Consider the following 17498-nt stretch of genomic DNA (forward strand, 5'->3'; position numbering starts at 1 on the left):
GCTTTCGCGAAAGCGAGAAAAAGCCATCTATCTCTATAATATTTAAGTAATACCTAAATGTGTTCTAGCATTTATACAATAAAATGATCTGAGGTAGGAATGCGTTTTCTAGTTATTTTTTAAGAAGCAAAAGCTTTATTTGCGGCATTTACTCCAGAATAAATAGCGCCATCCATGTAGCCGCCATTTATGGGAGAGGTTTCTGTACCAGAAAATATCAGTTTACCATTGAAGTATTCTTTTTGATAAATAGGGTTGCCATAACCTGGGTTTAATCCATCGTTTTTAAGAGTTCTAGAAGATGTGTGGAAATCCATAGACCAGTCCTTTTCTACGTATTCTAGATAATCATATGCTTCTGGACCTAAGTAAGTCGCTATGTGTTTTAGAATAATATCTTTTCTATCTGCCGGCTGGAGTTCTCTTAATCCTTCATTAACAAAACCCATTAAAGAATAAATTCCAGTAGATGGATCGCAATGATCATAAAGTTCTGTCATGGGGCCTATCTGTCCTATGAGCATACCAGATAAATCTCGTTCTTTCCAGAAAGGCTTTTTAAAAGTTATTCCAGCTTTTATAGCATGGCTCATCCAGGTATGCGTCGCGTTCATAGCGGTCTGTAAGCTTTCAGGTAATTGCGGTTTAAAATCTATTTGAGACACAATGCGCGGCGGTATAGTTACTACGACTTTGTTAGCTGTAAAATTTTCATTTGCCGTATGCACCTCTAGAAGGCTGTCTTTTTCTATAACTTTATGAACTGTGGTATTGGTCTTAATTTGATCTTTAATGGAGTTGGACAGAGCGTCTATTATAGAAGTACTACCACCTACTATGCGTTGAGAAGCAGGAGCATTAGGATCACTTTTAAAATAATGCGCTGGTACCATGGCGTTATAAACCAGTATACTGTTACCATCTACATACTGATCAAAAGCTGGTATTTTTAAAAGTTGAAGAATATCTTGTACATGAGTATGATAACTTTGAAACCAAGTGGCTCCTAGATCTATGCCATTTTCTGTAAGAATTCTACCGCCTATACGTTCACGAGATTCTAGAATAAGAACATCATTCTCGCCTAATCTTTTTAATTGAAAAGCTGTGGTAAGACCAGATAGTCCGGCACCTATAATAATATACTTGTAATGTTTCATGAATCAGTTATTCATTAAATACTATCGTGAGCTATGGTATTGCCAGTGGATTATACATAGCAATTATATTTACGTAATAGTTGTTACCTAGTAAAGGGTTCGTATGCTACATTGCTTTGGCCTAATAAACAATTAGTTGTTTTCAAGGTTCTGTTTCTTACTTAAATGCTTATAAAGTAGGAATCATTTATTTTTCATCCTTAGCTACAGACACATTTCTATCTTTAATTTTTAACTCACTGTCACTCAATATAACCGTACGAGTAGGGTAAGCTAGATCAATACCAGCTGCGTCAAATTTTTCTTTGATCGTTTCATTTACATCACATCTCAGGTCAAAAGAGTCTTGAAAATTACGACACCAGGTCCAGGCTCTTATAGTTAAGGTAGAGTCGTTAATTTTGGTCATCGCAGTTCTTATCATCGGCACACCATCCATAATTTCGGCTTGTGTGCGGTTATCGATGCTCAATCGGTGGTTTTCACACACCTCGCTCATAATAGTTTTGGCAACTTGTACATCACTGTCGTAAGAAATACCCATCTCTACATGTTCACAGCATTTATGCTCTCTTAGATCATAATTAATCAGCTTTTCTTTATTGATGATCGCATTAGGAATAACGATCATCTTGTTTTCAAAATTGCGTATTACGGTATGTCTCAAAGTAATGTCGGTAACCGTACCTACCATGGTGTCGGTAACCTTTATAATGTCACCTATTTTAAAAGGTTTAAAGGAGATGATAAAAATTCCACCTATAAGATTAGAGAGTGCTTCTTGAGATGCAATACCAGCAACTAGAGCTAGAATGCCAGCACCGCCTAATGCGGTTTGTGCTACACCTCTTAAAGAAGGAAAAGCGAGCAGACCAAAAAGAGTCCCAGTAAAGTAAATCACAATAACGACCAGGTACCTGAAGAATTTATAACTCGTAGGGTCTTCATGGAGTCTTATTTTTTTTCTGATAGTACCTAGAAACCACATGTTAATAGTAGCAGCGATAACTATAGTAATGACAGATAAGAGTCCTAAGTATAGAGCTAGTTTAAAATTGGCCACCATGGCGTCATTATCCTCTTTATCTACAAAAACAAATCCTATGGAAATAGCCCCTAATACGATCCATAGCGCATTAAGTATAACTCTCACAAGGTTAATAGAAGTAGGCTTCTCTCCAGGAAAACGCTCACGCTCTTTTTTCAGTAACCAGCGGTATAAAAACTTTGTTATGAAATGTAATAGAATGACCATACCTATTACAGAAAGTATCCAGATTATTTGTGATTTATACGTAGTTATAAACTCTTCCATAATTTGTGTAGTATCGCTAGATGTCAGTTTAAAACAGGACTCTATTTTTCATTTTCCAAGAAACGAGTCATCTTATCGGCTGTTTTTTTTACTAATTGTAGTTTTTCTTTAAGGTAGTCTTGATAGATAATCCCTAGAGATTCTTCATTATTAAATTTCTCAGGATGGTATCTTTTATTGAACGCGTTTACCTCGCCTAGTATTTTTATTTCCTTTTCTATCGCTGTGTGATAGGCATTTAATGATATGATAGAAGAGTAGCGAGCCAGTTTAAAGTAACGTTTTCTATCACCAGGTTTAGTCTGGTAAGAGATGTAGTTTAACTGTGTTAACACATTGATGTTTACAGATATAGAGCTTTTACTGGCTTTAATGATGGTCCTTATTTCTTCAAAGGTGAGACCTTCATATGAGCACAGTATAAGCAATGCATAAATGCGAGAGGCTAGAGGTGATAGACTCAATAAATCTTGAATCCCTATTCCTAATTCCTCAATGAGTAGTTCTTGTTCAGTTTGCTCTGACATTAAAATCGTTTTATTCTAAAAAAGCTAATATACATCTAGTTCGGCAAGTAGCGAACTCAATCCTTAAGAACTATTACTATTTAGGTTATTAAAGTAGACGGCTGGTGGTTGTTCCGCTTTCGCGAAAGCGAATACATCATCCATCTCTTTTACGATCCAATAACTTAATAATAGAGCATTTTCTTAAAAGACCTTTTTTCTAAACATAAAATGCACCACGATAATAGCAATGGATAGCGTGATACCCAGAGTAGAAACGCCAGTCCACTGAAAATGTTCCCAAGCATAGGCGCCTAGAGTCGTACCCATAGCGCCACCTATAAAAAAGCTTACCATGTAAATAGTGTTGACTCTATTTCTAGCTTCAGGATTTTTAGAAAAAATGATATTTTGATTGGTAATATGTAAAGCTTGCACACCTAGATCTACGAGAACGACACCTATCATAATACCTGGTATAGAATAACTAGAAAAATAAAAGATAATCCAGGAAACTACTAGACTAAGAGCAGCATATACTATTATTTTATGCTTACTCATACGATCGTTTAATTTACCTACTACCGCTGCAGTAAGCGCACCTAGAATACCTATTAAACCAAAGGCACCTGTAACCGTACTACCATAACCAAAGTTGTCCTCCATAAGAAAAACAAGAGTGGTCCAGAAAGCACTGAGGCCGGCAAAGGCCAGACCACCACGCAATGCTGCGAGTCTTACCGTAGGCTCTGTCCTGAAGTAAAACCCTATGGATTTAAGTAAACTACCATAACTGCCACTATAGGTAGGTGATAATTTAGGCAACTTATAATGCAAGAGTATAAATAATAATGCCATGAGCACGGTGGCGGCATAGTACATGACTCTCCAGCCATATTGATCACCTACCAGACCGCTTATAACGCGGCTACCTAGAATACCTATAAGTAATCCACTCATAACGATACCTATCGCACGGCCGCGATTCTCATTATCAGAGAGCTGTGCTGCCATGGGGACAAATAGCTGAGGTATCGCACTAGAAAAACCTATAAAAAAACTACTTATAATTAGTAGCATTAGTGAGCTAGAAATGGACGCTGCGATTAAGGAAAGAATCATTAACGCAAAATCAAATTTTAATATTTTCTTGTTAGAGATCTTATCGCCTAGAGGTATGATAAAAAATAAACCAGCTGCATATCCTAATTGTGTCGCTAGCGCTACATTACTAATAGCCGCCTCACTTACTTGTAAATCTACAGACATTTTATGTAGTAGGGGCTGATTGTAATAAAGGTTTGCAACTACTAGACCTGCAGATGTACTCATTAAGTACAATAGAGAATTGCTCAATTTCTTTTCCATAAAATAATTAGAAAGGTGTTGCGTTTTTTTTATAACTATGACAAAGATCCATCTAGACGGTGAGATAATGGCTAGAATAACTGTTATAAAAAATAAAAAGTGGTAAGAATAAAGAAGACCTTAAGAACTTTCTTTTATTCAAACCACTAATTTTAAAAGTAACTTATAGGTTATAAATATAAAATCCCCTAATTTCAAATTTAAAGTACTGTTAAGTTACGAGACAAAGATAACATTAGTTCGTAACTTTACGAACTAAATAGTTAAAAAATTATTTAAAAATCAACGATCATGAATCATATTAAGAAATACATCATTGGGTTTTTTGCAGTGTTAACCATTATGCTTGCTATGATTTCTTGTAAAAGAGCTATCGACGATTCTGAAAATTTAGGTAAAAAAAAGTATACCGTTAATCGAGAGTGGAAGTTACCTCATACTCTAGAAGAGATAAGTGGCATGGCATGGTTGCCTAATAATAAGCTGGCATGTATAGAAGATGAGGATGGAATCATTTTTATTTATGACCTTAAGACTGAGAAGATTGTGGAGCAAATCAAATTTGGCACTGCAGGAGATTATGAAGGTATAGCAATAGATAAAGAAGATGCTTATATTTTGAGAAGCGACGGAGTTATTTTTCAGGTGGCTCGCTTTCGCGAAAGCGGAAAAGAAACCAGCCATTTTAAAACCCTTTTCAGCATTAAGAATAATATGGAAAGCCTTACTATGGATAGTAAAAACAATCGTTTAATCACTATTACCAAAGATCGCGATCCATACAGCGACGACTATAAAGGACTGTATCAAATACCGTTGGACACTAAAGAAATGGACGAGAATCCTATCATGAAAATAAGCATGAAGGACGACGCCTTAAAGGAATACCAAAAGAAAAAAGCCTATAAAAGTTTTAATCCGTCAGACGTGGCGATACATCCCATTACCGGAGATTATTATGTCCTAGAAGGTAAAACACCCAGACTTATTATAATGGATAAAACAGGTGCAATAAAGAACTTTTATAAGCTAGATAAAAAGAATTTCCCACAGCCAGAAGGCATCACATTTGCACCAGACGGTACCTTATATATCTCTACAGAAGGTCAGGGAAAACACGGCGCAATACTAGAAGTAACACTCGATAAATAGAATTGTTAATGTATTGCGATATTTGCATATATTCTGTGATATGAATCAGATTTTAATCAAAATTATAATTTGGCTACTTGTTTTTTAAGAATTTCACTATTTTAAATAGGGTCTTTGCTACTGTACAACATTTTAAAAACCCTTCCCATTACGGTTTCCCTCAATGAAAAGGTAAACAGATGGTTTAATTTTAAACTCTTTTAAGAACAAGAGTTTAAAACCATGGCATATTTTCTATCACATTGTACTATTAAAACCGCACCTGCAAGCATGGGTTTTATAGATCTATGGAAAAGGATTTATACTATAAATTCTTATCTTCACAAACCCCTGAAACACACTTATTCCTATAATGCTGGATAAGTGTGTTTTAGGGTTTTTAATTTTAAGTGTTTCGCTTACGCGAAAGCGAGAAACAACCATCCACCATGAATAAAAAGAATTTATCAGAAAGAGATATTTGCACTAAATTCATTAATCCAGCGCTTGAAAATGCAGGATGGAATATGCGCACGCAAGTAAGAGAAGAAGTTTCTTTTACAGATGGTCGAATTATAGTTCAAGGTAATCTCCATACTCGTGGTAAAAGCAAACGTGCTGATTATATACTTTACTATAAATCAAACATTCCTATTGCAATTATTGAGGCAAAAGACAATAAGAAAGCCATTGAAGAAAAAGTTGACAACGTTTAAAGGGATTTCGCATTTTGATGAATTTTTAAAGAGTGTAAAATGATGGATAAACAAAAGGTAGAATATTTACAAGATTTGTTGTTGCCTATGTTAATGAATGGGCAGGTGCAAGTGAACTCTAGTGATGCTGGTGATGTGAATGGTGGTTTGGGTATGGTTGCTGAGAGTGGGATGGAGTATAAAAAGGGGAAGTGATGGGATTTAAAATTGAATTAACTAACTCTAATGTCCAATTAACTCATGGTACGGATTGGGACAGGTTGACAAAAACACCAAATAATAAAAGAAAATATCATTTTAAAAACACTGTTTTTGAACAGAGAGTATTTATAGAACATACAGCTAATGCTTGTTCATTCGAGAATTGTCATTTTAAACAAGGTGTGATTTTTTCTAATCCTCCTATACCTGCAAATGCCTTTTTTAATAAAGTTTACAGTTGTCGTGTAAGAATGATCGATTGTAAAATCGAAAAGCAATTAATTATTACTGACTGTACATTTGAAAAAAAAGTAAGATTTCACGATTGTGAAATGGAAGAGTTTATTCCATCTAATGCAATTTTTAAAGACTTAGCAGACTTTTGGGCAACTAATTTTTTAAATAAAGTCATTTTTTATAAAACTGATTTTAATGAAACAGCTGTTTTTAGTATGTCTACTTTTAATAAAGATGTTTTGTTTACTTATAGTCTCCTTGCAGGAAAATCAATTTTTAATAGAACCACGTTTATTCAAGGACTCGATATCTCGCAAGCCATTATTTCTGGGCAATTAAAATTAATGGATTTAAAGTTTGAGAATTATAATTTTGAGACGCGTTATTATGGTAATAATAATGAAGATTATCAAGCTGCCATCGATCATGGTAAAATAAGCAGAAACAAGGGGCAAGATGATAGATATGTCGAGAAATTAGCAATACCATTGACAAATAAGAGGCATACTTTTCAGATTTTAAAAAATCAATTTGAGAAGTCAGGTAATTATGCTGACTCTACGGACATGCGTCGAGAAGAAAAAAAAGCGTTACAAAAGTTAACATCAAATCGTAAAAACGATGATGATTTTAAACATACCACTAAGGGCGACCGTTTCATATTATGGCTCAATAGATGGTCTAACCATTACCGTTCAGATTTCAGAAATGGAATTTGGTTTACTCTAATAGTAGGGATAGCATCTTTTTTACTTGTTCTAATGAGCACAGGTAGTTTTTGGTCAAATATAGGTGGCGATTTCGACTATACTACATTTCTATGGACTATCGAAACCTTCGTTTCATTCCTTAATCCAGTTCATAAAATGGATTATATTAAAGATCTAAATCCTTGTCTTGGAATAGCATATGTTTTAGATTTTCTAGGAAGAATCTTTGTTGGTTATGGAATTTATCAAACTGTTCAAGCATTCAGAAAATTTAAATAAAAATGAAGTATACAAATGGTGATATAAGACGGCTAGGCGAAACCATTGTCAAAAACAACGGAATTATCAGCGATGATGAACTTGATTTACTTCAAGATTATCGTAAATCATATACAGAGCCACTAAGTGCAACTTTCAATCAATTAGTGGAAATTAAAAATAGTGTAGGAAGAGATGGAATTATAGCCTTTCGATTAAAGCGTATACGTACAATTATTAATAAAGTGTTACGCAATCCTTCCATGCAATTGAACCGTATGGGAGATATCGCAGGGATAAGGTTGATTCTTGAAAATCAAAACCAGATTTATAAGGCTTTAAAATTAATAGAAACTGAATTTGAAATCAGTGGGAAAATTCGAGATTATATTAAAGATCCTAAACGAATAGGTTATAAAGGAATTCATGTTTATGTAAAGGACAAACAATTTGGAAAACGTATCGAAATTCAGATAAGAACTAGAGATTTTCATAATTGGTCTACACTCGTTGAAATTACAGATTTATTATACGGTACAAGATTAAAAGAACTTGGATATGAAAATAATCCGAAGTTCGGAGAATTTCATGCCTTAATGTCTAGCGATTTGGAATTATCAAAAGTTCAGGCAAATCAAGTATATGAATTATTACATGAAACTAATTTTATTTCTAAACTATCTCAAACTTTCCGTAGAAATAATGAAAAAGTAAAAAAGCAATGGCATGAAGTTTTACCAAGAAGTAAGTATTTTCTAATTGAGAGTTCTACCTCAGAAATACCTTCTTTAACTGGTTTTGTAGATTATGATAAAGCAGAGGAAGCATACTTCAAAACTTATAAAGATGATCCAGAAGCTCTTATTGTTTTAACTGCAATTCAAAAACCAACTTTTGACCAAATAAGTGTTGCTTACGCAAATTATATTTTATCCTATCACACCTTTATAAAAGATATAGAGCCAATAATTAAAACTCTTGCAATCGAGGCCTTAGAACAAGGAAAAATTTATCGATTTAAAAAAATCTTCAAAACCTACGAAGAGTTAGAAGCAAATGGAATATTGCATATTTGGACAGGTAAAGCTGATATTTTTGTTACAAGACAGAAAAACAGATTATTATTATCCAGTCCGGATAAAATTTCTTCTAGAAAGCAAAAATTAATCAGAAAGGAAATTCATTCTGATTTGCAACTGAGAATTGCAAATCACCATAAATTTATTTCAGATATAAAACCATTAATTGATGGTGAAAGTATTAAAAGTTGGATTTGTCGTTCATTCCTAAAGAGAAATGGAAAAAGAATAAAGAACAGATTGAAAGAACTTGAGATTGAATTTAAAAACTAATGGAATGAGATACTTCAAAATGCAAATACGAAATGGTGATACTGGCTTTATTGATGAAGGTTTAGGTAATTGTGAATAGAGTGAAGTTAAATATAAAAAAAGAAAGAGCTAGAGATTAATTTAAAATGGGACATACTTTAAAACTTGACAAAAATACGATCACAAGAATAGGTAACTTATTACCTCGATTAAAACATGCCGTAGAACCAATTAAATTAATAAATTGGTTTGAAAATTTTGATAATCAAGATGAAGTTGATTTAGCTATAGATCTACTAAGTGTATACGAGTATATTCCATTCAATGAATTTATGTTTCGTTTAAATGATTTACTAAATGAGCTTTTTAGAAGTATACCTATAAAGGATAAGATAATTATATTTCCGTATGGAAAAGTTGGTAAAAGTGGAACATTAGTTACTTACCCTTTAAAAAACACAACAGCATTTAAACGGAGAGAAAAAGTAATTATACTAACTCATGATTATAAAAATATCGAAAAACCTGAATCCTATAATCATATTATATTTCTTGATGATTTTATAGGCAGTGGTAAAACATTTTACAAAGAATTTTCAAAAAAAGAAGATAACATTCAAGATTGGTTAAAAGAGAAAGAAATTAAAAATGTTTATATTTTATCGACAATTATAATGATTGAAGGAAGAGACTTCATCCTGTCTAAATTCCCTAGCATAAAAATATATTCTGAAGAAAGGAACAAGATTTTTGATAAAAAATTTTCTCCATTAAGCGTAATTTCTGATACAGATAAAATTAAAAAAATCACGAAAAAGCACGGTGATAGGATTCCTGTTTTTAATTTCCCACCATTTGTAGCACCTTTTGGCTTTGGTTTAAGTGAGTCTTTAGTTTCTTATTTTCATTGCACTCCAAATAATACTTTACCAATTATTTGGGGGAAATCAAAAGAATGGCAACCTCTTTTTCCTAGAGAAGCGCGATTAAGAATGGATGAAGCGCGTCAATTTAAAAGCGAAATCGCTTTCTACATCGGTATATGCAATAAATTAGGTATTGATTTATATACTGGTAAATCTATAATTATTAAAAAACAAGATAAATATGTGAGAGAAAGAAAACATAATAGTAAACTTGATCATTCAGTAGTTGCGATTTTATTTTTAAAGAAGAATAACTATGACAACATAATCATCTGTCATCTTTTAGGTATAACAAGAAAAGAATTACGAGTTATTTGTAATGAGGCTAGAAATTTAAAGTTTCTTAATACCAGATTTGATTTGACTATTGAAGGAATTAATTTTCTTACAGAGTTAAAGAAAAAAACAAGACAAGAGAATTTTAGAAAAGAAACAAAATATAGTTTAAGAGTGAAAGAAAGTTTATATATTCCAAGTCAGTTTAATGGGTGACATAGTTTATTGTTAGCAGATAACCATAATACGGTTTTCTCAGTGTAATTCATTGAGAATTATTAAAGCTACTTGATAATATAATCTTTATGTTATTAATAATATGAAAAACAAAATAAACAAATAAGAGGTAATTACTTTTGTGTGATAATTTCTTTATTTTCTTCTTCATATTTTCAAGAAAATCAATTTAGCATTCAAGAAAGAGTAACAATAACTATGTCATTTCCATTTGAAGAATTCATTAAAGAAGCTAAAGAGCAAAATAAGTCACAAAAATTTATTAAAAATTGTGTTATTTATGCCACTAAATTATCGGAGAAAGATCTTCCAGTAACTTTTTCATTAGAGCATCTAGCTATTCAAATAGGTGTTCAATCAGATTATTTAAGAAGTCTAATAGGTGATTCTAAAGAAGGAATTACTTATGATTTTGAGCGTAAATACTTGAGGTACAATTATTTTAAATTAAAGAAAAGAATTGGTGGTTTTAGAGAAATAATGTCACCTGCAAAAGATTTAAAGTTTATACAAAAATGGATACTGGTAAATATTCTTAATAAATACCAGTTGGCAGATAGTTGTAAAGGTTTTAGGGCTAAAACATCAATTTATGATAACGCCAAGGTTCATGAAAATTCGGAGATGATTTTAAAAGTAGATCTACTTAAATTCTACGACACGATTACTGAAAAGAGAGTCTATGGTTTATTTAAATCTTTAGGTTATGTGTCTAATCTTGCTTATTCATTTGCAAAAATAACAACAGCAAAACATCGGGATCACTATTGGAGAAATTTTGATGCTAATTCTAAGAAGGTTTTAAAAGAACTTACAGTCCAAAAACCTGCAATATTACCTCAAGGTTCGCCGACAAGTCCTATGATATCAAATATTCTTGCAACTAAAATGGATTATCGATTTGAAGCACTAGCTAAAAAAATAGGTTGTAGGTATTCGAGGTATGCAGATGATTTAACCTTTTCAATTAAAGAAGAAGGTAAACTACCATCTCTGAAGTTAATTACCGAAATCATTTCTGATGAGGGCTTTTTTATTAATTCTAAGAAAACTCGATACATGAAAAAGGGTTGTAAACAGTATGTTACAGGTTTAACAACTACAAATGGAGTCAATGTTTCTAAAAAATATCGTAAGAGTATATCAGAGCATATATATTACTGTAGAAAACACGGAGTGAATAAGCATCTAGAAAGACGTAAAAAAGAGTTTCCTGATTTTAACAACATTCAATTTCATAATTGGCTTTACGGTCATTTATGTTTTATTAACTCAGTTAACCAGGAAGCTAATAAAAAATTGATACAAGATTTTAATAAAATAAATTGGTTTGTATAAATAATTTATTGACTGTTTGTTGAGTATTGTATAGTGAAAACAATTAACCCAAATAGATGTGCAAATATGATATTATGAGAGTATGGCGAATAGGTTACTGTATTAGAACGGGAAAGCAAATACCTTTTAATCCTGCGCAACCACTGTCTAAAGATGCTTACTATGAATGGAACAAATGGGAGAACATGTATTATTCTGAAAACTACTGCCATAAAACAGGAGAGAATAGCTTTGGTAAAACGTCGATGAGATATCCTATACTCCATTCAGATTATGAGAATAAAGATAACTTCCGTCGTGATTCCAGGTTTTTGTAAAATAATTAAAGTTCACGTTTTAACTGCTAAATAATAAAAACGCCGCTATCATCTAGATAGCGGCGTTAATTTTGGTTTTAAGTCTTAGATTTCAAATTATTTTAATGAAAATCTGGAGTGCATAAATTATAAATCAGATCGACTCAACATCTGCATATTTTTAAACCTGAACTTTTTTGTGATGATTTTCTAGCTTTTGACTGACTGTAAAATATCAGGAATGCAGGTGTTTATTTTGCTTTCGCGAAAGCAAAACTTTTAAACAATTATTTACAGACTAGAGAAGTATTAAAGTATCAATCTTCTTCAACAAGTTTATCATCTTTCCAGATGCCGCTGGTGACTACTTTTTCATTTACATCATAAAAGGTACCGCGACCATTGCGCTGGTCGTCTTTCCAGTTGCCTTCATATTTTTCTCCATTAGTCCAGTAATAGGTTCCTAGACCGCTGCGTTGATCGTTAACATAACTACCTTCATAATGTTCTCCATCGATCCAGTAAAAGATTCCTTGTCCGTGACGCATATTATCCATCCAGTCGCCTTCATAACGGCTACCAGAATCTAGTATAGCAATTCCCTGTCCGTTTGCTTTTTTGTTTTTTACCTGACCTACATAATGGAGTCGGTTGCCTTTTTTGCTTTTAAAGGTTAGGTATTCACCAAAGGCTTTCTGACGCAACTGGTTTTTTATACTTTTAAGCTGTAATTGTGTTTTTTCTAAGGCATAAGATAGTGAGTCGTACTGCATGATTTCTGGTGTGGAAACCCTGTTTTTTTCATCATTTGAAGATCTTGTACTTTGTGTGTTTACCGCCTGATTCTTATTTTTATCTTCCTGTAGTTGTAATAATGCTGTAGAGGCAGTTCTTCTCAGTTCTATATCTGTACCAGTGGTGTTATCCATGCTGCTATACATGTCTAGAGCTTCTCGATAATTACCTACCGCTAGAAGGGAATCTGCTATTTCTAGTTCTGGCTGTTGGTCAGTTACCGGTTGAATGTTAGTTGTAGTTTCTTTTTCATCCAGCGCACTCTGCAAATCACTGGATCGCATCATGTAATAAATGGCAATAGAAATGGATACGAGTACTAATAGGTAAGGCAATAATCTCTTCATCTTCATAGTTTCTTAGTCTCTGAAATGGATTTCAGGCAGTTTATTTTTTCTTTTACGTAAATCTGGAGAAAAGTAAATGTGCATACGTGCGGTATAATTTTGATTATATAAACCTCCATCTTCTAGAGTTTGTCCAAAGGAATACATAAATCCAGCAGCAACCGTAAGTCTAGGGTTTATAATGTAACCTATTGTCGCATTGAGACGTAGGTCTTCTAGCGGGCTACCTACGACAGATTTACCACTCTGTAAGATCAATTCTGACTCTGGAGCTATGTACAATGTTTTTGATTGTAACTTAGGTGAATTGAGTGGTATTTTAAGTCGGAACATGTAACGCCATCTATTTCTAAAGATAAATTCATCACCTTCATCAAATCCCTTCGTCCATCTGTGTTCTACACGCAGTCTGTGATAAGCCATAGAAGTCCATAATGGAACGGCAAACTGGTATTGATGCCAGATACGGTATTCTGGTATCATATTAGGTCCGCTGCCATCTTCACTGGTATTAAAATTAAGCCTTAATACACCACCGAGTGCAAAGTTTGCTTTCTTATTATAGATGTAACCTATGGCATGTCGATTATAAATTTGTCCAAGTTGTCCTACAAATGGAGTGTCCTTAGTTTCTTCAAACCTAAAGTGCGTTTGAGCAACCCAAAAAAGTCTTTTGGATATTCTCATGTTCCCATAGGTGTTTACCCAGTATTTAGTTTTAGGCTCTTTAAACTTAGATTCTGTCGGTGAAATTTGTTCTTCTTGCGCTTTCGCGAAAGCAAAACATAGCAACAAGATCACGACCATTATGTTTTTTGTGTGCATATAAAAGATACTTTTCATTAAGGTTGTTGCTGTGAAAGTCCAAAAAGCTGTAGTAGGCTAGTAGGGTCTTTAGTTCTTTTTATTTTTCTCTCTAGTCGCTGGGTATCTTCTTCTCTCAAAATAGTCAAACGAGCGTCGAGTTCTTTAAAGGTATTATCTACCATAATGATGTCCTCGCAGGACATGTCTTTCTTTACTATAGAAATTAAATAGGGAGATATTTCTTTAAAATAAGCTTTGGTAATTTTTTTCTTTACGTCCTCATCCATTATGGTAGCGGTAAATGGATTCCATACTTGATCTTGATAGAGTTTTTTTATCTTTTTGTGCTCTTGATCTAACTGTGATAAGGTATGAGTAAGCTCTATAGTATTTTTATAGCAGGAGATCAATTCTTCAGATCTTCTTATTTTATCGTCACCTTCTGACATTACAGAGTAATCGGTTAGGGTCTGATCTATAAATTCATTTACTGATTTCAGTGCTTTTCTGACGTCCTTAGAATGGTCCTTGTTTTGCACAGAATCGACTGCATTTTTAACCAAATTTGCTTGTTCAATAAGTCCTTTTTCCTGGTGGATGTATTTGTCTTCTTTTTTGGTTTTTAAAACCTGACCGTCCATTTTTTGCTGAAGTATGCGTAATGTTTCTAGTAATCGATCACTCAAATCATTGACTTCGGTAAGGTCATATTTTTCTAATTTAAGATTAGGCAGCTCAATATCTTCCATAATCATGGCAGAAGCTAGAGATTCCTGATCCTTAAATAGTCCTTTTATTAAAACAGGTCTTTTAATGTGTTTAGTGATGCTTTCATTATGGTAAACCATTAGTTTTTCCATAGGATTTACATAGTGTTCTTGTAAATGACCTATGTATCCATATTCGTTTTTAATGACAGAATCCCTCAATTTTAGCAAGTTTACTTGAGTGTCTGATAATAGGAGATCTATTATTTCTTTAGTCTGTTTATAGTTAGTGTTGATTTTTGAAAGCTGTTGTTCTTCCTGCTCAGCGATAGGATATTCTGGGACATTTACAGCGATGTTAGTCAACAAGACATTAAGATCTAGATTTTTAAATATATCTTCTACATGGTGGTAGTGTAGTGCATTAGTTTTTAATAGCTCACTAAGACCAGCGTCTAGTTTAAGTCCACTGTTTTTATCCAGTAAGCTCAACTTTAATACTTCTATATAATGTTGGTCTAGATTAATGCTTTTTTCGGCAACTTTTATATTTACTGGGATGGATAGTTTATTTTCTACACTATCACGATACTGTGTCATTTCTTGCAGTGTGCCTTCATCAAATTTCCAATTTTCTAATTCGTCTATACCATCTTTGGTAAATAAAGACCACGAGTCATGGGCATCACCATTTCTTAACAATCTACCGATCATATAACTATCTGTATTCTCTATACGGAAAGATTGTTGTGGGATACCGTCCTTAAAAGAAACTTTACTTTTAAAAAGAGAAGCGGTTTTTGCAGAGTTTTTGAGACTGTCTATTTCTATAAACCAATCTCCCGTAGGTTTTCCGTTTTTAAAAGAACCTGTTATATGTCGTTGTACTCCATTTACCTGAACCACATATTGATAATCGACGAATTTTTTTTCTTCTTGAAGCGAATAATTACCAAACTTAAATTCCCACTTTCCATCTGGCACACCTTCTTTAAAAGAGCCGCTTATCATAAATGGCTTAGTGTCTAATTCTTTTCCCAGTTTATTGTTGAATAAAAAAGGACCTGTTTTAATAGAATCACCATTTTTTAGAATGTAATTGTAATAGGCATTTCCTTCATAAGATACGATTTGTAAAGTACCGTCATACCTTTTTACTTCCTGGCCAAAACAAGTAGAAGCACCTATTAAGGATAACAGTAAAAATGACAGGGTAAAGTTTAGGAATTGGGCTTTCATATCGGCTGTTTTAATTTATATTAAAGCGTAAAACTTTGATAATAAATTACTTGGTTGTTTTTTGAGAAAAGCAAATATATATATTCATACAGCACGGTGTGTGTTCAAAACTAGCTTAACGACCACATTTAGTGAATCTTTAACAACTGTTACAAAAGTTATCATAAAATGGGGTTTTAAATAAATAAGTTGCGTATTTATCTAAATATATCGATATGAATGTACGTTTTTAACTTAAAAACAATCGATTAGTGTTTATAGAAACAGAGTGTAATGTGTTGAAAATAAAACAGTAGTGTAGAGACTTTTTAAGAAGAATAATTTACTTGATCCTTACCGTAACCTTACTGTTGTGTCCTAAATATTATTATTAAATAAGATATAAGTTTAATAATTATATAAAATATGTTAGGTGTTACAACGATACTTTGAAAACATGTTGCCGCTTATACATCGTGCAGTTGTGGTAATTAAAAAAACCTCCTAATTAAATAATTAGGAGGTTTATCGTGGAGTCGGAGAGAATCGAACTCTCGTCCAAACGAGCGAATTCATCGCTTTCTACATGTTTAGTTCTTAATTAATTTCAGTCGTAAAGCCGGTCAAGAACTACCAATTTTACGCTTGTCTTCAATTGAGTTTCTTCTCACCATCAAAGCCCTGATGAGAATAGATTTACTTTTACGAAATCTCAAAATCAGTCGCCGTAAATCAAGGCTCCCGAGAGATTTCCTGCTTGTCTACCTAGTAGACCGAGGCACTATCTTACTATAATTCAGATTATGCAGCTAGGGCGTAGTTATTCTCGCCGTTTAAAAAAGTTGAAAAATGAGATTTAAGAGCTGTTTCCCAGCGCTCTACATGCTTACAATCAAGTCGGTCTCGCTGTCAAAACCAGTCGACCCCATTAAATTTCTTTCCATAAAATGTAAAGAAAATGAATTGCCGCTATTTAAAACATTTGCATAAAACTAATATCTCAAAACACGGATGGCAAATATAAGAATCTACCACACATACTATTGTAAAAACTATGCCAAATACGAACATAAAAAAAAATCCCAGTTAATTAAAACTGGGATTTACAATTGAAACTAGTTAAACAGACTAATAGTTTCAATCGAGGGGAAAGCTATTACTTTACTCTTACTTACTTTACAATAAGTAAGTTATCTGTAGAAGTAGGGTTTAATGGGCAAAAATATACGTATTCACCTTTTTCTAATTTTGTAGCATTAGAATGTTGCGTTCCATTATTTGCAACTTGCTCTGTTACATAAGCAGTTTTAATGTGGTTCTTTGGGTTAGAAATATCCTGACCTTTTTTTACAAGTACAAAACCTACATTGTGACCTACATTGTTGTTCTTAATGTCAAAAACATAAGTACCAGCATCTACTGTAATTTGTTTTTGCACAAATTCTCCAGTTACTTGTTCTAGAGCGATGGTCTTAACCGTTTGGTCCATCATTTTGTCTTTCATCATTTTATCTTGAGCTTGTGATGTCATACCCATTCCTAAAGCGATTACTACCAGTGCGATTAATTTTTTCATGATTTATTTATTTTAATTTTTGTTTTTATTTACATGGCAAAG

General features: G+C 33.0%; 16 protein-coding genes and 1 other RNA gene. 8 read left to right on the forward strand and 9 right to left on the reverse strand.

Features of this window, described 5'->3' with window-relative positions; all coding sequences use genetic code 11:
* Window positions 1-119 precede the first annotated feature (119 nt).
* The 4 genes from ABJF08_RS13480 to ABJF08_RS13495 all read right to left on the reverse strand — a co-directional run bounded on the left by ABJF08_RS13480 (window position 120) and on the right by ABJF08_RS13495 (window position 4349).
* Window positions 120-1160, reverse strand: a complete 1041-nt coding sequence (locus ABJF08_RS13480) for an FAD-dependent oxidoreductase (protein WP_348116779.1) — start codon at window positions 1158-1160, stop codon at window positions 120-122.
* A 187-nt stretch (window positions 1161-1347) separates the two neighbouring features.
* The gene (locus tag ABJF08_RS13485; RefSeq protein ID WP_348116780.1) at window positions 1348-2475 is read right to left on the reverse strand and encodes a mechanosensitive ion channel family protein; all 1128 of its coding nucleotides are present in this window, start codon (window positions 2473-2475) and stop codon (window positions 1348-1350) included.
* Between the two features lie 41 nt (window positions 2476-2516).
* Window positions 2517-3002, reverse strand: a complete 486-nt coding sequence (locus ABJF08_RS13490; protein WP_348116781.1) for a transcriptional regulator — start codon at window positions 3000-3002, stop codon at window positions 2517-2519.
* 183 nt (window positions 3003-3185) lie between these two features.
* Window positions 3186-4349, reverse strand: coding sequence for an MFS transporter (locus ABJF08_RS13495; protein WP_348116782.1), 1164 nt, complete (start codon window positions 4347-4349; stop codon window positions 3186-3188).
* Window positions 4350-4640: 291 nt separating this feature from the next.
* Between ABJF08_RS13495 and ABJF08_RS13500 the strand changes: the two genes are divergently transcribed.
* The 8 genes from ABJF08_RS13500 (at window position 4641) to ABJF08_RS13535 (ending at window position 12027) form a co-directional block, all read left to right on the forward strand.
* Complete coding sequence (locus tag ABJF08_RS13500) at window positions 4641-5501, forward strand: SdiA-regulated domain-containing protein (protein WP_348116783.1); 861 nt, start codon at window positions 4641-4643, stop codon at window positions 5499-5501.
* A 428-nt stretch (window positions 5502-5929) separates the two neighbouring features.
* A complete protein-coding gene (locus tag ABJF08_RS13505) occupies window positions 5930-6196 on the forward strand; it encodes a type I restriction endonuclease (protein ID WP_348116784.1) in 267 nt (88 codons plus the stop codon).
* A gap of 39 nt (window positions 6197-6235) precedes the next feature.
* The gene (locus tag ABJF08_RS13510; protein WP_348116785.1) at window positions 6236-6391 is read left to right on the forward strand and encodes a hypothetical protein; all 156 of its coding nucleotides are present in this window, start codon (window positions 6236-6238) and stop codon (window positions 6389-6391) included.
* Window positions 6391-7623: a hypothetical protein gene (locus tag ABJF08_RS13515; RefSeq protein WP_348116786.1), complete on the forward strand. Its 1233-nt coding sequence runs from the start codon at window positions 6391-6393 to the stop codon at window positions 7621-7623. Before ABJF08_RS13510 ends, ABJF08_RS13515 begins: the two co-directional genes overlap by 1 nt.
* Window positions 7624-7625: 2 nt before the next feature.
* The gene (locus ABJF08_RS13520) at window positions 7626-8954 is read left to right on the forward strand and encodes a RelA/SpoT domain-containing protein (protein WP_348116787.1); all 1329 of its coding nucleotides are present in this window, start codon (window positions 7626-7628) and stop codon (window positions 8952-8954) included.
* Window positions 8955-9079: 125 nt separating this feature from the next.
* Window positions 9080-10351 carry a hypothetical protein gene (locus tag ABJF08_RS13525; protein ID WP_348116788.1) on the forward strand — a complete coding sequence of 424 codons (1272 nt, stop codon included), beginning with the start codon at window positions 9080-9082 and terminating at the stop codon, window positions 10349-10351.
* A 219-nt stretch (window positions 10352-10570) separates the two neighbouring features.
* Complete coding sequence (locus ABJF08_RS13530; protein WP_348116789.1) at window positions 10571-11710, forward strand: reverse transcriptase family protein; 1140 nt, start codon at window positions 10571-10573, stop codon at window positions 11708-11710.
* A 74-nt stretch (window positions 11711-11784) separates the two neighbouring features.
* On the forward strand, window positions 11785-12027 hold the full coding sequence (locus ABJF08_RS13535) for a hypothetical protein (protein WP_348116790.1): 243 nt from the start codon (window positions 11785-11787) through the stop codon (window positions 12025-12027).
* 296 nt (window positions 12028-12323) lie between these two features.
* On the opposite strand, the gene ABJF08_RS13540 is transcribed toward ABJF08_RS13535, so the two are convergent.
* The 5 genes from ABJF08_RS13540 to ABJF08_RS13560 all read right to left on the reverse strand — a co-directional run bounded on the left by ABJF08_RS13540 (window position 12324) and on the right by ABJF08_RS13560 (window position 17456).
* Window positions 12324-13148 (reverse strand): hypothetical protein, encoded by an 825-nt coding sequence (locus tag ABJF08_RS13540; protein WP_348116791.1) that lies wholly within the window; start codon window positions 13146-13148, stop codon window positions 12324-12326.
* A gap of 12 nt (window positions 13149-13160) precedes the next feature.
* Entirely contained in the window at window positions 13161-13973 is an 813-nt protein-coding gene (locus tag ABJF08_RS13545; protein WP_348116792.1) for a DUF2490 domain-containing protein, read from the reverse strand.
* A gap of 17 nt (window positions 13974-13990) precedes the next feature.
* On the reverse strand, window positions 13991-15901 hold the full coding sequence (locus ABJF08_RS13550) for a hypothetical protein (protein ID WP_348116793.1): 1911 nt from the start codon (window positions 15899-15901) through the stop codon (window positions 13991-13993).
* A 507-nt stretch (window positions 15902-16408) separates the two neighbouring features.
* Window positions 16409-16807: a transfer-messenger RNA gene (gene ssrA, locus ABJF08_RS13555) on the reverse strand.
* Between the two features lie 244 nt (window positions 16808-17051).
* Complete coding sequence (locus ABJF08_RS13560) at window positions 17052-17456, reverse strand: plastocyanin/azurin family copper-binding protein (RefSeq protein WP_348116794.1); 405 nt, start codon at window positions 17454-17456, stop codon at window positions 17052-17054.
* Window positions 17457-17498: the final 42 nt, after the last annotated feature.

This window comes from Nonlabens sp. (assembly GCF_039941875.1).
Taxonomy (GTDB): domain Bacteria; phylum Bacteroidota; class Bacteroidia; order Flavobacteriales; family Flavobacteriaceae; genus Nonlabens.